Below are 16,629 nucleotides of genomic sequence, written 5' to 3'. Positions count from 1 at the left end.
GCTCGCGAACTGTTTGTCGGCATCATCACGAGTGAAGGTTTGAAACAGATAAACGACCAACCCGAGATCGAGATCCAATGACAGACTGCATTCGAAGTCGATGGCCAACTTGAAGTTACAGAGATGAGCGTTAAGACCTCGCTCGAGAACTTTGGCACAAACGTCGAACACTACTACTGGGATTCGCGGCTGGATCGATCCAAACCAGTGAGTTCGGCATCGATGATCGACCCGAAGTAGCGCCGTCCGCAGTGGGTGATCAGTCCACGCTCTTCGCGGATACGGACGCCGACCAGCAGGCGCTCACCGTTAGTGAAGCAGCGATACAGTGTCTGTTCGAGGATTAACCAACAATCGGCTGAGATAGCGTGAAGAGTTGGTTAAGAAAGAGAGCGCCAGAACACCAGTTCATCTTTGATTGAAAAACAAGAGAGTAGTACGACAGCTACTTTCAGGAAACATTGCTAATCGGAAACGAGTACGAACATCAGCGGTTTCTCGTTCATAATTTACTCTGCTCCTCTCGGGTTGAATAACAAACACCCATATCTATTCTGGGGTTTAAAGACTAACTAGTCATGATTGGGCGACTCAATTCAGTACTGCAGAGGTGGACCCACCTCAAAATCGCCACTAAACTATCTTCCAACCGGACTTTGGCTGTCGAATGATGGGCTTATCTCCATCCGTACTCGACGGTTCCTCTGTCTTACTTGTCGGGGCTGTTGAGTGGGTCAAACAATTCGCAGAGACACTTGAAACATGGACTGACGCGACAGTCTATATAACCGAAACCGAGGCGGAGGCACTCGACGTCTTCCGGACCGAGCCACTCGACTGTCTCATCAGCGCATACAGCCTTGACGGGAATACTGGAGTAGACCTACTCCGTGAAATTCGCACCGAAACCACCACGCTTCCCGTCCTTCTCGGGACTGCCGCTGGGAGCGAAGCCATCGCCAGTGAGGCCATCGAAGCCGGCGTCACCGATTACATTGCGGTCACAGACCCAGCCAAACAGGTGACCGACGAGCTCGTCGAACGAACTGAACGTGCGATTCGGTCCGCACAACGGTCGGCCACCCAGCGGGAGCGCGCCAGACAATTCGACGCAATCTTTAACGATTCACGAACGGCAACCTGGGTGCTCAACACGGATGGCTCACTCGTTCGTGTGAACCGGACCGCACGGGAGATGATCGATGAGAACGTTGACACAATTGTCGGCGAGCCATTCTGGACGCTCCCATGGTGGTCACAGCTGGGTGCGGCGAACGCGGATGTCCAACAGATCGTGGAGAAAGCACTCGACGGGACGTTCGGCAAGGCGGTCGTCTCACAGCTGCCACACGTCGATGACCCACGCGTTATCGACCTCTCCGTACGCCCCGTCGAGAATGAACGTGGTGAACTCGTTTCGGTCGTCGTTGAAGGCGTCGACATCACCGAACGCGTCGACCTTGAACGGAATCTCCGACAATCGGAGGAACTCCATCGCGTCACGCTCAACAACATGACCGACACTGTCCTCATCACGGACGAAGCCGGCGAGTACACCTACGTCTGCCCCAATGTCCACTTCATCTTTGGGTATACAGCTGAGGAGATACGTGAGCTAGGAACAATCAATGACCTCCTTGGCGAGGATCTCTTCGACCGGGAGGAACTCGCGGAAGACAGCGTTCTCAAAAACATCGAAACCACGGCGACAGACAAGGCTGGTCGCGAGCACACGCTTCTCGTCAACGTTCGTGAGGTCTCGATTCAGGACGGGACGCTTCTTTTCAGCTGTCGGGATATCACAAAACGCAAACAACGCGAGGAGGCACTCGCTACGCTCCACGAGACAGCCCGTGATTTCCTCTACGCCGAGACTCATCAAGAGATTGCCCAACACATCGTCGATGATACACCTGGAGTGCTCAATCTCGATGCAAGTGCAGTCTATCTCTTCGATGCCGATGCCAACGACCTCCGACCTGCAGCACACTCGGTGACAATGACTGAGCTAAACGGACCGCTCCCGACTGTCCACGCCGATGGTGAAACGCTCCCGAGCTACAGTTTCGTCGAGGATAAAGTGCTGTTCTTCGATGATGTCCACGATGCAGACCGGCTCGGAAACCATGCCACCGACCTCCGAAGTGCGACCTACATTCCACTCGGACACCATGGCGTTTTTATCGCGGGCTCAAACCAGATCGGAACCTTCGACGATGTGACGGAGGAACTGGCCGACCTGCTTGCAGCCACCGCCGAGGCAGCCCTCGACCGCGTCACGCGGGAATCACGACTCCGGGAGCAAGACCGGACACTCCAGGCGCAAAACGAGCAACTAACCGCCCTAAATCGCATCAACGAGACGATTCGGGAGATCGATCAAGCCCTCGTACAAGCGGAAACGCGCGAGGAAATCGATCATACGGTCTGTGAATTGTTGACCGCTGATGATCGGTTCCGGTTTGCCTGGATCGGGACGGTCGATCCAACGACCGACACCCTCGAGCCACGGGCCTGGGCCGGCACCGAACAGGGGTATTTAGATAGCCAGACGTTCGCCGTCCAAGCGTCAGGTGCAGAGCCAGCCAGCCAAACCGCAGCCACCGGCGATGTAACGATGGTGACGAACGTTGCTGCTGGTCTCCGTGACGAAGCGTGGCGGAAGGACGCTCTTTCTCGTGATTACCTCTCCGTACTGAGCATTCCGCTCGTGTACAACGACCTTACGCACGGCGTCTTGACGGTGTATGCACCGACCCAGGATGCATTCAACAAGACGGCGAAGGCTGTCCTGGCCGAACTCGGCGAAACCATCGCGTCCGCCCTGAGTGCGATTGAGCGGAAGAATGCCCTGCTCACGACGTCAATAACGCGCGTCGAATTCACCATCGACGATCCAACGTTCGTCCTCTCACGGCTCGCGCAGAACGCGGGATGCACACTCTCGTATCAGGGTGGCGTCCAGCAATCCACGGAAGGAAGCTACGTGTTCGTGACTGTCGACGACGGGGCAATAAATGATGTTGCAGACGCCGCCTCGCAGATGGTCGGCATCGACGAGGTACAACAGATCAGTACGGATGGTGAGGGTGGCGTACTGCGGCTCCGGCTCACACAGCCGTTTCTCGCCTTAGAATTGGCTGATCATGGCGCCGTCTTCCGCGAAGCGACTGCGAATCCGACCATGACGTCGCTCGTCATCGATGTCCCGGATAGCATCGACGTCCGAACGATCACGCAACTCGTCCGTGAGACGTTTGCTGATATCGAACTCCGCGCCAAGCAGACGCTCGATCAGTCGATAGAACACGACCTATACTCGAAGTTCCTCGAGGAGCTGACAGAGCGGCAACTTGAGGTGATCCAGACAGCATACTATAGTGGCTACTTCGAGTCACCGCGCAGGAGTACTGGCGAAGAAGTTGCGGAGACGCTCGAGATCTCTCCACCTGCATTCTATAAGCACGCCCGCACTGTTCAACGAAAATTGTTCACAACGCTCTTTGAGGAGAACAATCTCTCTATCGCGGGGGCGGTCAGGTTCAATAACTAACCTCTTGTTCTGAGATCGGTATAGTAATTAACCGTGGAATATTCCCTAATACACTTACTACCTCTACACAGAGTGCCAAGGTTACTTGCTGGCACTCGTGATTCCACAATGAGAGATGTCAAACCCGAACCGGACAAAGAAACCCCATACGAGTGCTTCGAGTGTGGCAACATCATCATCGCAGTGAGTGGCCCCAGTCAGTGCCCTGATTGTGGCGGGCCAATGCGAAACCGTCGAATACCGCTGGAATAACTATGACATCCCAAACCGATGCTACCTGCGATGAATCAAATAATGCGCCAATGGAATCGACCGAATCAGAGTCAGCGCTCGAAACGGCTCGCCGACAGCTGTACCATGCCGCCAATCACCTTGATATCGACCCCAATATCGTCGAACGGCTCAAATATCCGAAAAAGGTCCACGAAGTAACGGTTCCAATCAAACGGGACAACGGAACCGTCGAGGTGTTCACGGGCTACCGAGCCCAGCACGACAGTGTCAGAGGCCCATTTAAAGGCGGGCTTCGGTACCATCCTGAGGTGACTCGGGATGAATGTGTCGGGCTCGGCATGTGGATGACTTGGAAGTGCGCAGTCATGGATCTCCCATTTGGGGGTGCCAAAGGAGGTGTTGCTGTCAACCCGAAGGAGCTGAGTTCGACCGAAAAAGAGCGGCTCACTCGACGGTTTACACAGGAACTTCGCGACGTTATCGGCCCCAACCAAGATATTCCCGCCCCCGACATGGGAACAGATCCTCAGACGATGGCGTGGTTGATGGACGCGTACTCGATGCAGGAAGGCGAAACAACACCGGGTGTAGTCACTGGCAAACCGCCAGTCATCGGTGGCAGTGAAGGCCGCGAAGAAGCACCCGGACGGAGCGTTGCAATTATCACGCAACTAGTCTGCGAGTACTATGATCGGCAGCTTGAGGATACCACCGTGGCAGTCCAGGGCTACGGGAGTGTCGGGGCGAATGCAGCTCGACTCCTCGACGACTGGGGCGCGACCGTCGTTGCAATCAGCGACGTGAATGGAGCGATGTACGAGCCAGAAGGGATTGATACGGCCTCAGTCCCATCGCACGACGAGGAGCCAGAAGCCGTCACCACATATGCAGACACCGTGATTTCAAACGACGAGTTGCTTACGCTCGACGTCGACGTTCTCATTCCAGCCGCACTGGGGAACGTGCTCACCAAAGAGAATGCGGAAGAAATCGCCGCAGATCTCGTCATCGAAGGTGCGAACGGCCCGACGACATCCACGGCTGATTCAATTCTTGCAGAGCGGGATATCGCTGTAATTCCCGATATTCTCGCCAACGCTGGCGGCGTCACAGTGAGCTACTTCGAGTGGCTCCAGGACATCAGTCGGCGGGCGTGGTCACTCGGACGGGTGAACGATGAACTCGAAGCAGAGATGAAGGCTGCCTGGCGTGCCGTCCAAACTGAGTTCGAGCAGCGTGACGTTACTTGGCGTGATGCAGCGTACATCGTCGCACTGTCCCGCATCGCGGAAGCACACAAAGCAAGAGGGTTGTGGCCGTAGTAGATGCCCCAACCTTCAACTATGCGAGCGTGGCATCCATCAACGCCGCTTGAGCGAGGGCTTTATCAAGTATTCCGGCTGTCATTGGTTGGGAGCGCAGTGACAGTGATCGGCTTCGTCGGTTATCTTTGCATCGGCATTGCTCTCCATGTAGCTGGTGTCTATACGCCCTCATTCCCACTGTTGAGTTTCTCAGATCCCGTGTTCACGATTCAGGGGTTTCTCATCGGGGGATTCATCTGTCTCCTCTCTGGGTCACTCACACTTCTCATACTCCTTGCGAGTGTGAAGGATGCTAACGCCAAATTTGTCCTATTTATGAGTCTCATCGCCTTCGGATTCGGCGCAGCCACGGTCAGGGTCACGGCTGGGCCAGTTCTGAGTTGGCTTGCTGTAATGGGACCGGTGTAACGCCCAGAAAATAACGGATTTCCCAGACCGCTACGCACGAATTCCAATACGAACATCTCCAATAGCGCCATGTTTCAAAACATGAACAATCCGACTGTAGCTGTCCTCCGACCCGATGACAATCGTATCGCCGACGCAGTTGAGTATCTCTGTTCACTTGGAGTTTCAACAGTGGCTGATCCAATGTTGACAATTCGTCCGACCGGAGAGACACCATCGGCAGCAGATTACTGTGTTTTCACAAGCCAGACCGGAGTAAAGATAGCTGTCGAACAAGACTGGCATCCAAGCGGTTCAACGGTGTGTGCCGTCGGCCAGCAGACCGCTTCGGCATTACAAGACTATGGTGTTTCAGTTGATGTCGTGCCGTCGACGTTCACGTCCACATGTCTCGTGGAAGAACTCGCTGTTGAGGTCGACGGATCGACTGTCGAGATCGTTCGGAGTGCACATGGGAGTGATGTACTCGTCCAGGGGCTCAAGGCCGCCGGTGCAGATGTCCATGAGACGCAGTTGTATCAATTGGATCGCCCGACGACTGCTGGTAGATCAGTCACCCTCGCAATGGACGGACAACTGGATGGGATACTTTTTACGTCACCGAGAACAGTGGACCATTTCTGCGAAATCGCTGTGGAGCAAGACGGTCTACCCGCACTCCAACGAGGAGTAGCGGGGACAATTATTGGGGCCATTGGGACACCGACAGCTCGTGCTATCCGGAAACATGGTGTCACGGTGGACGTCATACCGGACACAGTAGGTTTCTCTCAGCTCGCAGAGCTTACCGTGAAGGAAATCGGTTCCCGTAATTAACCCTATGTCCTCATACCCCCTCTGAGCGGCAGTATAACCACTCCAGGAAGGGGTAACCGAAAATATGTGTGAGCTCCTTTCACTGAAGTGCATACCCAGAGAGTTCGTCGAGAATTTTTTACAGTGCTAGCGTCACGCGTTGTTCATCCGCTGGTCCGTCGTTTCGCGGCATATTTGACATTGTGGATGTCCTACCTGCTGGAGCATCAACGGCTTAGGCCAGCCACACCTCAACTCTTGCACGATCACAGAAGCCCCCATCGGACAGGGTCGACACAGACGTCCACCGAGAGGTTGACTACGCTGGGCTCCAAACGGCTAAGACAGAGATCATGATCACTTCCGACCTCCTCGATGATACGTACGTCGCAGCGCTACAGCATGATCTCGTGGACATTCCTGCGAAGGCTACGCTCGTGGGTGTGGTTCGACGGCCAACTGGCTGGTTCAGATCAACAATCGATGAGAACCATCCAGCACTCGGTCCTCCGGTAGACCTCCTCGACGAGTTCAAACAGCGTCACAAAGATTTTAAAATGCAGGGAATGTGTGACGAAGGGGCACATAATGCTGCCTGGGACGAGGTTGGGTTTGAGGACCGGTACCGATCACATCTCTCTGAGGCCACGGGTGCTCAGGAGGCGATCGCTGAACTCACGGACAGGCTTCGTGACGACGAACAGCTCATCTTCGTCTGTTTCGAAAACACCGACCAGAAACGATGTCACCGAACGCTGCTTAAAGAGCACATCACTGAGCAACAGTAGTCAAGGTTTGTCGTGTAGCTCTCTATTCGAGCAACTCTATCTACGTAGTCGCAAGTCACTCGACTAGGCAATTAACGAATTCCTCATCAGCGTCGATGTGGACGAGGATCTCCCAAACGAGATCGACGACGTTCCGATAGTAATCCTTGATGAAACCCCGCGCAGACGCGATCGAACACGGCGACGACTGCTGCTGGTAGTAGCAGAACGGCCGTGTAGTCATTGTACGGTGTGCTTCGCCACACCTCTCTAGCGAGCGCAATAGTCGCGAAGAGACTGCGTGATGCGCTCGGGGGATTGCCCCGCAGCAAAGTCTCGATCTTATCCAATATGCATTATCCTCGAATGGGCGTGAACGCGATATCGTCAACGAGCAACTTCGGCCGTCCAGTCACCGGGTACCCGAACTTGCGGTGTTCCCGTATCCACTCCGTTCGTGCAATCCTAATATCCTGTCGAAGGCACGTCCGAATCCGCATTTCACTGTCTACTCATCTTTGTGAATCAATTGCTGTTGAATCGGTTACCCGAGTGCGCGGTACTCCCCATGATTCATTTCGAGCCAGAAGGTAACGGCTACGAAGATAGCCGTAGAGGAAAGTACTAACATAAGCACCGTATAGTACGTCATGACTTCGCTTGCGGCCAGCCCACCGGCGCCAAGGATAATGATAAGAATCCCGCCTGCTCTGGGAAGGTCAAACCCCGTACTTTCCCGGTAACAGTCTAGATTCTAATGTATTCGAAATTAGAATGCGAGAATTAGTAGTCAAGAGTGCAACTTCTTCGTTCAGACTTTATATGATCAATCCGGTACAGTGTACCTGTGAGCGGCGTGAGTACCAGCCAACAAACGAGCGGCCATGACGAGGGGATCCAGTGACTGACTATTCGACTGATGTCGTCGTTGTTGGTGGAGGTCCAGCTGGCTGCATCCTCTCCTACTTGCTTGCACGCAGCGGCGTGAAGACGACACTGGTCGAACGACAGCAGACACTCAATCGGGAGTTCAGAGGGTACGGGTTCCGACCGCCGATTCCGAGCCTCCTCGCGGAGATGGATCTCCGTGATGACATCGAATCACTTCCCCACGAGACGATTGCTCGAGGGACGCTCGTCGCCTATGGTCGGTCGTATCCCTTGTTCGAGTTCGACAATGAGCAGGTCATCCTCATGAAGCAGCCACCGCTGCTTCGATGCGTCGTTTCACGCGCCCAAAAGTACGATACCTTCTCGTTTCTCAACTCCACCACAGTGGATGGATTCCTCCGTGACGACGGAACAATTTCGGGCGTCACAGCGACGACACGACCGAGTGGTGAGCGGCTCACCATCCGGAGCCGGCTCGTGGTTGGAGCCGATGGGCGGTACTCAACGACCCGAGACGCTGCCAAGATAGACCTGCAAACAAAAGAGACGGGATCGGAGGTCGTCTGGTTCAGACTGCCCCGTGCAGCAGCAGATCTGACGACACATCTGCGTATCGAACGAGACGGTGTCCTCGCGTACTCCCCGCTGAGCGACCACGAATCTCAGTACGGCTTGCTCATTCAAGAGGGTACGTACCCGGAGCTCCGGAACCGCGGTATCGAGTCCTTTCGGAGCCAGGTCACCGGTATCGAGCCTAGACTCGCAGATAGTGTCGACCAGCACCTCACCTCATTCGACCAGTGTGCGTTACTGTCGGTTCAGTCAGCGCTCGCTAAGCGCTGGGTTGTAGATGGGTTATTGCTCATTGGCGACGCCGCACATGTCGCCTCTCCCATCGGCGCCCAGGGAAACAACTTAGCGATTCAAGACGCGGTCATCGCACATCGGATACTCACGCCGGTACTCAAACAGGAGACGGCTTCAGTATCGACCGGCGTTCTGCAGCGAGTTGAGCGGATCCGCCGTCCAGTGATTGAAGAGGTAATCGAGAGCCAACAGCTAATGGGAGAAGGATTAGCTCGGCTTCTCACGATACACGATTACCTTCCCCAGTCCTTCCACGCACCAGTACTCCGAAGTGGTGCAGCGCTCGTGAGTTTGGCGACAAGATTTTCGCGTCGCACTGAAACCGGTCCTGAACCGCCGTCGGTCGATCGTGACCTCTTTGTGGAATGATTTCTCGCTGGCTTGGCAGCAAGCGCTGGTGCTGCAGTTGGAGGAATGAACCGTCGTCTTTTATGGAAATGTGGCCCAAGTGGCAACATGCCCCAGAGTTGACAGGCAGGCAACCATCTCTCAAACTCATTTATGACCGATGTTACGTAACCATACTGCGATACAGAGCTCCCATCGTCAAGAAGAATCCAACAAGACCAATATCCATCTAATAACGAGTTGTGACAAGTAATTTTCCCAGTATATAGTGTGTCTGGAGTTACTCTGGTACCATATGGAGATCACGCGGCAGACCATGGCGAAAGCCCTAGTTACAGTATTCGTCATCAATCTAATCGTGATGGGAGTTGGGGCATACTACTCCGTCCAGCAGGTTCCACCAATTCTACAAGAAGTAATTGGACTAGATGGAGACGGCGTCGCGACTGAGTCATAGGTCCAAACCAGGGAAGTTGCCTTCTAGAAGGATGGTCTAATGAACCACCGCTCGATTTTGGATAATTGCACGTACTTCGGTGTCGACTACACTGCTGATACACTCAACTTGAAAGTTGAGTTCATGCGCGAGTACTATGCGAAACAACGGTACAACAAAGCATATTCCAATCTCCCCTCCGCCGAACGGGGAGTATAGGCAATCTTGTGCGTGACGATCTCGACAAGTCTGTCGAGCAGGGGGCGGAGACGGTACAGTACTTCGCTGCGGAGGTATACGCCCACCAGCAGGTGCGAACCGTCTACGTTCAACGGTATCACGATGGCGCGCTCGATCGTGACGTCCCGGCCAACTTCATCGATTTCGAGGAGGAAGCACGACAGTTTGCCGACTTTGCGCTCTGAACTACGTGGATCTCACACACCGACCGCCCGAGGAGCGACCTCAGCTTCACGAACGAGTGGCGCTAAAATCGGCTGCGGAGAAGACACCAACTGGATCGACGATGATCTGGAGCGTTACCAGTATGGTGCTTCTCGTTGCAGCTGTCGGTATCGGTGTGTTCGCCTGCAAATCCGTCGAACTTCTGGAACCGGAGATCAACGACCTCGAGGTTCCGGTCTCTAATGAAATCAGGTTGACGCCCAGCCAGCATGCCGTGACCTGGTTCATCTCACTTGCAGGAGCCCCTGTTCGCCATGCAAATGCTTCTCGGTATGGTGGCAAAGCGATTCACGGTGCGCTCAGTTTCGATGCGGCATGACACGCCAGATCGGGGGATAATTCCTGACCGAATGATGGCCGAAGTCGACTGATTTTGAGGAGAACCAGCGTCTACCTCCATTCCAAATTTCTTCACACCTTCGAGTTCATAACTTCTTTATCCGTCTCACTAAAAGCTAGTTACGTAATGAGCGACGATGAAACAGTGTTCGACCGTCTTGGCGGACACGAGGCAGTGGAAAGCGTCGTGAACGATTTCTACGACCGTGTTTTAAATGATGAGCGTGTAAATCACCACTTCGAAGATAGCAACACGACGGAACTCCGGGCTCATCAGGTCCAATTCATCTCAGCGGTAACCGGCGGACCGGTCGAGTATTCAGGGGATGATATGCGCGAAGCTCACAGCGGGATGGGTATCACCGATAACGAGTTCGACGTCGTGGGAGAGCACTTAGATACAGCACTGGCTGAAAACGGGGTCCCCGACGGAGACCGTGAACAGGTTCTTGAGACGGTTGAGGAGCTGCGCCCCGAAATTGTAGAGACCACGGAGAGCGGTGAAACTAGTTCAGCGACCTCGTAGCTCATCCCCCCTCTCTAAACAGCATATTTAATCGCTTTGACGCCATCACTGGATACCTTTTAGTGGGGAGTGCCCGGGAGTTTGCGTCCAACTGATACAGAGGATACTCGTTAGGATTGCTCATGAAGCATCCTATCTACTGAAGAATGAGAACTACACAATACAAGCCAAATTTAATCGCAATACCTGCACTAGAATCTTCAACTCTGTCTATGAGTGGGAAATTTCATCGAGGATCGCGTCACGGACAAAGCGGCACTCGTCGGGAGCGACAAGGTCAAGGCCGATATCTACGTTCGAGAGATACCCAATAACGAGGGATTTGACGCGAAAATGGCTGCTCGTAGCCAAGAGGTCCCGTGAGTCGGTTACTGGTAGAGTATGTTTAAAGAAGTGATCTGCAGGGGCGAGAAGGGTTATCTCGCTATGGTCTCTGTTCTCACGTACGATGATCGACAGCATAGAGTACGAAGTGGAGATGATCAATCGGCACCTAGACATCCTTAGGATGGTTGTCAACAATGAACCCATAGGGATCGTAAAAATGTCGAATGAATTAGACTATGCTCATCATCAAGTCCGTTATTCCCTCCGGATCCTTGAGGAAGATAACCTAATTAGGCCGACAAATCAAGGCGCCGTAACAACCGATCGAACGGGGCCGTTTATTGAAGATCTCGACGAGCAGATTGACGATATCAGAGCGAGACTCGATGCGTTAAGAGGGAGTAACTAATAATCCGTGAGCCGGAGCATCCCCCGACTTCATACAGAGGCCCACGTATGGAGAGACGTTCGACAATATCCTTGGCCGCAGGTCGTTCAAGGTCTTTTTCCTCCGCTAAATTGGTATACACTTCGTCGTAGGAGAGCTCGCACTCATGTGGAGCTACAATTACAAGCGCATCAAATGTATCTCGTACAAGTGAAGTAGTGGCCATTCGCCATTGGATCCCATCGGTACTACAAAATCCGCGTTCTAGATAGGTAAACCCCGTGGATGAAGAGTCCTCATGACACTGTTTCTCGTTGTGACAAGAGGAATGAGCACACAGCGTGGGAAAATAGACTTGGGATGAATACGAGCGCCCACGCCGCCTGCTGGGAGACGCTGACTGCATTCCCTACTAAGTAAACATAGGTGCACTTACTGACGAGAATCTGCGTCTCCAACGTCTGGAAATAGTGTTTATACCCTCACTGAACGCGGAGAGCGTATTTGTGAAGGATGAATCAACATCATTGTTTGGGATACCTAGGCACAAGAGAATACCTGCGTGACACGCTTTTCTACGTTTACAGCAATGAATCACGAGTTGGTAGATTAACATCCTCCTCCGACTAAAGCCGGAGGAATTCTGAGCGTTGGATGTTTCAGGTTTACAGTGCCACCGAACACTGACGCAGTGCGAATCCGCGTGGTGGTCACGGACTAGACTAGGGGGACTACTAGGAGTGCCACGCCCCGGTACTCCTATCGGTATCGGCGAGAGAATCCCGCCGTTCATGGCGGGCGTGAATCGCCGTCTTCGATTTACTTTCACTGTGGATGGTGAAGCCTTAGGTGCTCACCGCACGTTTCTTTGTTCATCCGACGCGGTCCATCTACGCCCATGTCAGGACAATCGGACAGTATGGGGGTTCCGACGTAAGTCTCACGGGGGAGGATACTTGCGAGATAGGCGAGGCTACCAACATGAATCAAGCCTTATAGCTCCGATTCTCTTACAGGATAAGAGTAACGGCCGTGTGGCCCGGCTAGCATCTCATCGGGTATCGAACCGTACATCACCCAACTCAGCAAGCCATCGCCTGTGGGACGCCCCGTCGTTTATGGAAGGGAGGAGATCACGAAGGGTTCCTTTTCATGGTTGATTACTGGCTCATGTAGATATCTACGTCAAAAGACACAACCCATGATCGAGCCGATTGATAATCCACTTGAAGACTGCAATATAAACGTCAGACAAATGGCTGACGAACAGTGTTTACTCGTCTGTAAACCAAGGATGGCGTGAGGATGAATGGCAACCACCACCCGTTCAAGTGAGTGGTTTCCTTTATAAAGACAGAGACCCCGTCGTTCAAGTGAATATCGTCACAAAAGCGGTTCAGGTGAATATATTATTTATTATCTCATGCTAATTGGTGGGAAATAAACGCACGGCTAGAATAACACACTAGTACGGGTGTGGTTGTATGCTATTGGTATTAAATCTTTCCTCCTCTAGAGGTGACGTTGAGAAAGTCACCCGCTCATCAGCAGTTATTCACTTGAACGACGGGGTCTGAGGGTCTATGTCTTTACTTATATAGTCACGCTCTCACTCGAATCACTTGAACGGGTGGTCGATAGAAATAAGTAATTAGGTATCACACAAGAAATCGAATGGGTGACTTCGACTTTAAACCGGGAAATTTCCCATTTGCAAATCGGAACGCACTACTTGACGATTACACCCCCGAAGAGTTCGTCGGACGTGATGATGAACTCCAAGAGTACCACGCTGCTCTTCAGCCTGCTATCGACGGAAGTCAACCCGACAATATTTTCCTCTTTGGAAAAACGGGTGTTGGAAAAACTGCTGCAACTCGGTTTTTATTTGATCGTCTTGAATCTGCGGGAGAGAATTATGATGTAGGTATCAAAACAAAGCTCATCAACTGCGATGGAATCGATACGAGTTATCGAATTGGTGTTGAGTTAGTAAACACCTTTAGACAGAGTGATGAGAAAATCAGCGAAACAGGCCACCCACGCTCGAAAATCTATGATATGATGTGGGAGGCATTTGACAACCACGGTGGCCTCATTATCCTCGTATTGGACGAGGTTGACCATCTCCAAGATGATTCACTTCTCTATCAGTTGTCTCGAGCACGAGAAAATCGAGAACTCGAATCGGCCCGAGTGAGTGTCGTAGGAATCAGTAACGATCTCTCGTATCGTGATCGACTCTCACCAAAAGTCCGCTCGTCACTCTGTGAACGTTCAATAAATTTTCCTGCATATAGTGCTGATGAGCTTCGTGAAGTCTTACGTCAGCGTGAATCGATTGCGTTCCAAGATGATGTTCTTGGGAGTGGTGTCATTCCACTCTGTGCTGCATATGGTGCACAAGAATCAGGCGACGCTCGTAAAGCGCTTGATCTACTGCTCAAAGCTGGTGATATTGCACAAGAAGAAGGCGCTGACATGGTGACCGATGACCATGTTCGCCGTGGGAGGGAACTCCTCCAACGGGAGGAAGTTACACGAGGCATTCTCGGTTTGAATGAGCACGAACGTATTCTTCTCTATGCGGTAACTACTTTCGAAGCAAGCAGTGAGACTCCCGTTCGATCACGTGATCTTTATCGCCGGTACGAGTCGTTCTGTGACCAAGCTGGCCGTGAGACACTCACAAGTCGCTGGATGCACGATCATATTGATGAACTCGAAATGTTAGGGCTTCTGGCAGTCGATAAACGGAATGAAGGAAGTACTGGTGGTCAATATAAAACGATTACATTGAATCAAGACATTAACCCGGTGCTAAATGCACTAGAAGAAATGATCAGTGTTGTAGGTGTTCACCAGTCAATTCGATCGCAGATGTGACTTTCTCTCTATCGAACGGCCAGGGCTCTCAACCATTTTCGCGGCTTGAAGATGAATGAGCAGTTCGCTCCGAATCGCAGTTTGTGGTGATTGCACTCCCTGTAGACGTTGTCGTATCTGCACAGTGCGTCGTGAAAACAGAACAGCCCCTTCTTAAGGAGTGAATAGCCCCTGAATACGTAGAGTGGGCTGGTTCACTTCGCGTCTCATCTATGAATCGATGTCAAGCTCAGAGCGCAAGTCATCTTCATTTTGCAGGACTGTCCGAACGACTGCCGGGTAGAAATCCCAGTGTTTCTCTAAGTCCTCTCCCTTTGACCGAGAGTACTCGAGATCCATGAGTTTGAAAAGGTCGTTGAGATCCCGTTTCAACTCTGGCGGAATGTAGATATTCACGTTGTCATACTCATCAATAAGGCGTCCACGTGATGTCTCATCCGTATCCTCTGTTTTATTGTTAGCTGTTGAATCAGACTCTCCAGCACTGTCTTGTGACACCCCTGCCTCACTAGATTCTTGCTTTGGTGCTGACTCGTTTTCTCCCGATTCTGACGTCACTTCTCTTTTAACTGCTGCTTGTGTTTCTGACGTTTCTAACGCTTCTGATGTTGGCGACGACCCCGATGTTTCAGCCGTTTCTACCCCTGCGGACATCTCTGATGGTACTACTTCTGATTCATCTTCGTCGGTTGATGACGCGGTATTACTTTCGCCTGCTTTCTCACTGGTCTCACCGTTTGTCCCGTCTTCATCGTCGGTTTCACTGCTCACTCCAAACGCAGCGGCCCGTTTTTTCGTTCGCTCCATTTCCTCCTGAAGATCGCTCATGCTTTGATCTCCCGTGATCGAATATCATCGGTCGTTTTCTTCCGCATCGAATCAACATCGCCGAATTCAGGTGGGGTAGTTTGGTCTACGATGAGCTTTACTGCTTTATCGAACTGTGGGAATTCGTCATTTTGTAGCGACTCTTCGTGTACGTAGATCGAGCCAGCTTCCCACTTTGCTCGGTCGAAAGCAGCGCGATCATCGATTTTCACCCCCTTCTCGCCAAATGTATCGTCAAACCACTCCAACACTTCGCGCATCTCTTTCGTCCGCTTCGTCGAGGTGTATGTCATCGTAAAGGCTAGGTATTCGATATCAAGATCATGCATCATGCCGAGGGTATCGTACATATCGAAGAGGAGATTCGTCGAGTGAACCATCTCGGATCGTGGCACCATTGGTACGACCACATTTTCCCCAGCAGTAACGGCATTCTTCGCAAAGGCAGAGAAATCAGGTGGACAATCGCAAACGACATAATGGTAGGTCTTCTCCATGCGCGAAAGAACCTTCCCAAGTCGTTTCTCCCCTGCATCGGCAGAGTCCAATGGTGTCTTGTTTCCTGTGTATGTTGAGTTTGCAGGGATCAAATCAAACTCGTCTCGCTCGATAACAAGGTCGGAAACCTGATCCCATTTGTTTACGTCCAAGAGAACCTCGTCGAGCGATAGTTGATCAATGTCATTGAATACTTCACGATGGCCGAGATTGGCTGTGAGTGTCCCTTGGGGATCCATATCGATCAACAGTACTTCGAATCCCCGTGCAGCGAGTCCACCAGCGAGGTTCATCGCTGTGAATGTCTTCCCTGTCCCTCCTTTCTGGAACGAAACTGCAATGACCTCCGGGTTTACATCCTCCATGGTTAACGCCTCGAACGTTGCTCTCGTTTCTAACGTTAAAAATCTACGTCAGACGAATCGAGAGTGTTTCTAATATTAGAAATCGATCGTGCAGATTCTACCAATGACATTGGACGTGTTTCTTAGGGCACGATGCTGCCGGTGCTAATGCTTCTTCAGCAAGCTTAGAACCAAATAACAGTGATTGAATCAGAGAAGGAATCTTAGACTCAAGCTTATTTACCTTGATAATGTTATTTATCTCCCTGTTGTTTCTAATGCTGGTGATATTCACTAACTTTCTAATAGTAGAAAGACCGCAATCCATTCTAATAGGTGAATGCCACAAGGATGAGTGCTTGTAGTAATGCCAAACCTTTCGACTAGACGCTTGTTTCTACTAT

At 52.1% G+C, this 16,629-nt stretch carries 14 protein-coding genes and 2 pseudogenes; 13 read left to right on the top strand and 3 right to left on the bottom strand.

The window, feature by feature from the left end:
* Nucleotides 1–48 precede the first annotated feature (48 nt).
* The 6 genes and pseudogenes from LIX00_RS24035 (at nt 49) to LIX00_RS24010 (ending at nt 7,103) form a co-directional block, all read left to right on the top strand.
* Nucleotides 49–347, top strand: a pseudogene (locus LIX00_RS24035) (hypothetical protein).
* A 323-nt stretch (nt 348–670) separates the two neighbouring features.
* The gene (locus LIX00_RS24030) at nt 671–3,553 is read left to right on the top strand and encodes a bacterio-opsin activator domain-containing protein (RefSeq protein ID WP_227357376.1); all 2,883 of its coding nucleotides are present in this window, start codon (nt 671–673) and stop codon (nt 3,551–3,553) included.
* Between the two features lie 108 nt (nt 3,554–3,661).
* On the top strand, nt 3,662–3,805 hold the full coding sequence (locus tag LIX00_RS24025; RefSeq protein WP_227357239.1) for a rubrerythrin-like domain-containing protein: 144 nt from the start codon (nt 3,662–3,664) through the stop codon (nt 3,803–3,805).
* A gap of 2 nt (nt 3,806–3,807) precedes the next feature.
* Nucleotides 3,808–5,109 carry a glutamate dehydrogenase GdhB gene (gene gdhB / locus LIX00_RS24020; protein ID WP_438267120.1) on the top strand — a complete coding sequence of 434 codons (1,302 nt, stop codon included), beginning with the start codon at nt 3,808–3,810 and terminating at the stop codon, nt 5,107–5,109.
* Nucleotides 5,110–5,601: 492 nt separating this feature from the next.
* On the top strand, nt 5,602–6,336 hold the full coding sequence (locus LIX00_RS24015; RefSeq protein ID WP_227357237.1) for a uroporphyrinogen-III synthase: 735 nt from the start codon (nt 5,602–5,604) through the stop codon (nt 6,334–6,336).
* A 332-nt stretch (nt 6,337–6,668) separates the two neighbouring features.
* The gene (locus tag LIX00_RS24010; RefSeq protein WP_227357236.1) at nt 6,669–7,103 is read left to right on the top strand and encodes a DUF488 family protein, N3 subclade; all 435 of its coding nucleotides are present in this window, start codon (nt 6,669–6,671) and stop codon (nt 7,101–7,103) included.
* A 523-nt stretch (nt 7,104–7,626) separates the two neighbouring features.
* Here the strand turns inward: LIX00_RS24010 and LIX00_RS26420 are convergent.
* Nucleotides 7,627–7,794 (bottom strand): annotated as a pseudogene (locus LIX00_RS26420) (DUF7333 family protein); the annotation flags it as partial.
* Between the two features lie 188 nt (nt 7,795–7,982).
* On the opposite strand from LIX00_RS26420, the gene LIX00_RS24005 reads away from it, so the two are divergent.
* The 7 genes from LIX00_RS24005 to LIX00_RS23980 all read left to right on the top strand — a co-directional run bounded on the left by LIX00_RS24005 (nt 7,983) and on the right by LIX00_RS23980 (nt 14,555).
* Entirely contained in the window at nt 7,983–9,209 is a 1,227-nt protein-coding gene (locus LIX00_RS24005; RefSeq protein ID WP_227357235.1) for an FAD-dependent monooxygenase, read from the top strand.
* A 475-nt stretch (nt 9,210–9,684) separates the two neighbouring features.
* Nucleotides 9,685–9,843 carry a hypothetical protein gene (locus LIX00_RS26415; protein WP_438267119.1) on the top strand — a complete coding sequence of 53 codons (159 nt, stop codon included), beginning with the start codon at nt 9,685–9,687 and terminating at the stop codon, nt 9,841–9,843.
* Between the two features lie 8 nt (nt 9,844–9,851).
* A complete protein-coding gene (locus LIX00_RS24000; protein ID WP_227357234.1) occupies nt 9,852–10,049 on the top strand; it encodes a hypothetical protein in 198 nt (65 codons plus the stop codon).
* Between the two features lie 122 nt (nt 10,050–10,171).
* Nucleotides 10,172–10,408 (top strand): hypothetical protein, encoded by a 237-nt coding sequence (locus LIX00_RS23995; RefSeq protein WP_227357233.1) that lies wholly within the window; start codon nt 10,172–10,174, stop codon nt 10,406–10,408.
* A 147-nt stretch (nt 10,409–10,555) separates the two neighbouring features.
* Nucleotides 10,556–10,954, top strand: a complete 399-nt coding sequence (locus LIX00_RS23990) for a group I truncated hemoglobin (protein ID WP_227357232.1) — start codon at nt 10,556–10,558, stop codon at nt 10,952–10,954.
* A 448-nt stretch (nt 10,955–11,402) separates the two neighbouring features.
* A complete protein-coding gene (locus LIX00_RS23985) occupies nt 11,403–11,690 on the top strand; it encodes a hypothetical protein (RefSeq protein WP_227357231.1) in 288 nt (95 codons plus the stop codon).
* A gap of 1,653 nt (nt 11,691–13,343) precedes the next feature.
* On the top strand, nt 13,344–14,555 hold the full coding sequence (locus tag LIX00_RS23980) for a Cdc6/Cdc18 family protein (RefSeq protein WP_227357230.1): 1,212 nt from the start codon (nt 13,344–13,346) through the stop codon (nt 14,553–14,555).
* Between the two features lie 210 nt (nt 14,556–14,765).
* On the opposite strand, the gene LIX00_RS23975 is transcribed toward LIX00_RS23980, so the two are convergent.
* Both LIX00_RS23975 and LIX00_RS23970 read right to left on the bottom strand, forming a co-directional pair.
* The gene (locus tag LIX00_RS23975; RefSeq protein ID WP_227357229.1) at nt 14,766–15,383 is read right to left on the bottom strand and encodes a DUF8160 family protein; all 618 of its coding nucleotides are present in this window, start codon (nt 15,381–15,383) and stop codon (nt 14,766–14,768) included.
* On the bottom strand, nt 15,380–16,246 hold the full coding sequence (locus tag LIX00_RS23970; RefSeq protein ID WP_227357228.1) for a ParA family protein: 867 nt from the start codon (nt 16,244–16,246) through the stop codon (nt 15,380–15,382). Before LIX00_RS23970 ends, LIX00_RS23975 begins: the two co-directional genes overlap by 4 nt.
* Between the last annotated feature and the right edge of the window lie 383 nt (nt 16,247–16,629).

Source organism: Haladaptatus salinisoli, from assembly GCF_020614375.1.
GTDB classification, from domain to species: domain Archaea; phylum Halobacteriota; class Halobacteria; order Halobacteriales; family Haladaptataceae; genus Haladaptatus; species Haladaptatus salinisoli.
The sequence above is the reverse complement of the archived record's forward strand: the minus strand, read 5'-3'. Positions and strand labels throughout refer to the sequence as shown.

Bases quoted from the DNA above. Each gene is read 5' to 3' on its own strand.
- LIX00_RS24030 (WP_227357376.1), top strand. From the start codon at position 671: ATGGGCTTATCTCCATCCGTACTCGACGGTTCCTCTGTCTTACTTGTC.
- LIX00_RS24025 (WP_227357239.1), top strand. From the start codon at position 3,662: ATGAGAGATGTCAAACCCGAACCGGACAAAGAAACCCCATACGAGTGC.
- gdhB (WP_438267120.1), top strand. From the start codon at position 3,808: ATGACATCCCAAACCGATGCTACCTGCGATGAATCAAATAATGCGCCA.
- LIX00_RS24015 (WP_227357237.1), top strand. From the start codon at position 5,602: ATGAACAATCCGACTGTAGCTGTCCTCCGACCCGATGACAATCGTATC.
- LIX00_RS24010 (WP_227357236.1), top strand. From the start codon at position 6,669: ATGATCACTTCCGACCTCCTCGATGATACGTACGTCGCAGCGCTACAG.
- LIX00_RS26415 (WP_438267119.1), top strand. From the start codon at position 9,685: ATGAACCACCGCTCGATTTTGGATAATTGCACGTACTTCGGTGTCGAC.
- LIX00_RS23995 (WP_227357233.1), top strand. From the start codon at position 10,172: ATGGTGCTTCTCGTTGCAGCTGTCGGTATCGGTGTGTTCGCCTGCAAA.
- LIX00_RS23990 (WP_227357232.1), top strand. From the start codon at position 10,556: ATGAGCGACGATGAAACAGTGTTCGACCGTCTTGGCGGACACGAGGCA.
- LIX00_RS23985 (WP_227357231.1), top strand. From the start codon at position 11,403: ATGATCGACAGCATAGAGTACGAAGTGGAGATGATCAATCGGCACCTA.
- LIX00_RS23980 (WP_227357230.1), top strand. From the start codon at position 13,344: ATGGGTGACTTCGACTTTAAACCGGGAAATTTCCCATTTGCAAATCGG.
- LIX00_RS23975 (WP_227357229.1), bottom strand. From the start codon at position 15,383: ATGAGCGATCTTCAGGAGGAAATGGAGCGAACGAAAAAACGGGCCGCT.
- LIX00_RS23970 (WP_227357228.1), bottom strand. From the start codon at position 16,246: ATGGAGGATGTAAACCCGGAGGTCATTGCAGTTTCGTTCCAGAAAGGA.